The sequence below is a fragment of the Burkholderia sp. Ac-20392 genome (assembly GCF_017104585.1).
GTDB classification, from domain to species: domain Bacteria; phylum Pseudomonadota; class Gammaproteobacteria; order Burkholderiales; family Burkholderiaceae; genus Burkholderia; species Burkholderia lata.
Map to the genome: position 1 here is coordinate 1 of NZ_JAAGPB010000999.1, position 1,259 is coordinate 1,259.

At 71.4% G+C, this 1,259-nt stretch carries 2 protein-coding genes; both read left to right on the forward strand.

The window, feature by feature from the left end; translation table 11 throughout:
• Window positions 1-730, forward strand: a 730-nt coding sequence (locus tag G3N99_RS40390) for a sugar kinase (RefSeq protein ID WP_206125212.1), incomplete at its 5' end; no start/stop codon positions are given.
• The coding region (locus G3N99_RS40395) for a class II D-tagatose-bisphosphate aldolase, non-catalytic subunit (RefSeq protein WP_206125213.1) at window positions 718-1,259 on the forward strand (542 nt) is incomplete at its 3' end. The genes G3N99_RS40390 and G3N99_RS40395, both read left to right, overlap by 13 nt.

Here is a 1,259-nt window from a genome sequence, read left to right on the forward strand (position 1 = left end):
TGACGTCGCGCGCATCCGCCGCGTCGCGCGCCCAACCGGCACCGCGTTCGTCGCGTATCGCGACGACGGCTCGCGCAGCTTCGTGTTCACGCTGTCCACCAGCGCCGCCGCGTGCGTCGATGCGTCCGATGTCGATACGGCGATGTTCGACGGCTGCCGTTATTTCCACGTGATGGGTTCGTCGCTGACGAGCGAATCGGCGATCGCGGCGGTGCAGCGCGGCGTGATCGAGGCCGCGCGCGCCGGAGCCAAAGTGTCGTTCGATCCGAACGTGCGGCCCGAAATGCTGAGTTTTCGCCCGATGCGCGCGGCGCTCGACGCGATGCTCGCCGCGTGCCACCTGTTCCTGCCGAGCGAAGCCGACCTGCCGTTCTTCTGCGGGCCGCAGCCGGCCGAGCGTGCGATCGCGGGCCTGCTGGCGACGCATCCGCTGCTGGAGCGCGTCGTGCTGAAACGCGGCGCGCAAGGCAGCGTCGCGTTCGATCGCGCGAACCGGGCGGAAGCGCCGGCGTTTCAGGTCGACGAACTCGACCCGACCGGCGCCGGCGATTGCTTCGGCGGCACGCTGGTCGCGAGCCTCGTCGCGGGTGTGCCGATCGAGGTCGCACTGCGCCGCGCGAACGCGGCCGGGGCGATCGCGGTCACGCGGCGCGGCCCGATGGAGGGCAACAGCAGCGCGGCCGAAATCGACCGCTTCCTGACCGAACGAGGTATCGCATGTCCGGCTTGACCACCTTCGCCGAACGTTCGCGCACCGCACATGCGGACGCGGTGCTGCGGATGATCTTCGACGCGAACCGCGCGGACGCGCAGCGCGGCATCTATTCGATCTGCAGCGCGCACCGGCTCGTGCTGGAGGCCGCGTGCGAAGCGGCGCGCGCGGACGGGTCGCCGCTGCTGATCGAGGCGACCTGCAACCAGGTGAACCATCTCGGCGGCTATACGGGCATGACGCCGGCCGATTTCCGCCGCGATGTCGACGCGATCGCGCAGCGTTGCGGGCTTGCCCCGTCGGCGCTCGTGCTCGGCGGCGACCACCTCGGCCCGAACCCGTGGCGGCATCGCCGCGCGGCCGACGCGATGCGCGAAGCGGGCGCGATGGTCGCCGCGTACGTCGAAGCCGGCTTCGAAAAGATCCACCTCGATGCGAGCATGGCGTGCGCGGACGATCCGGTGCGGCTCGCCGATCGCACGATCGCCGCACGTGCGGCCGAACTGTGCCGCGCGGCGGAAGACGCGGCAGCGCGCGCCGGCATCGC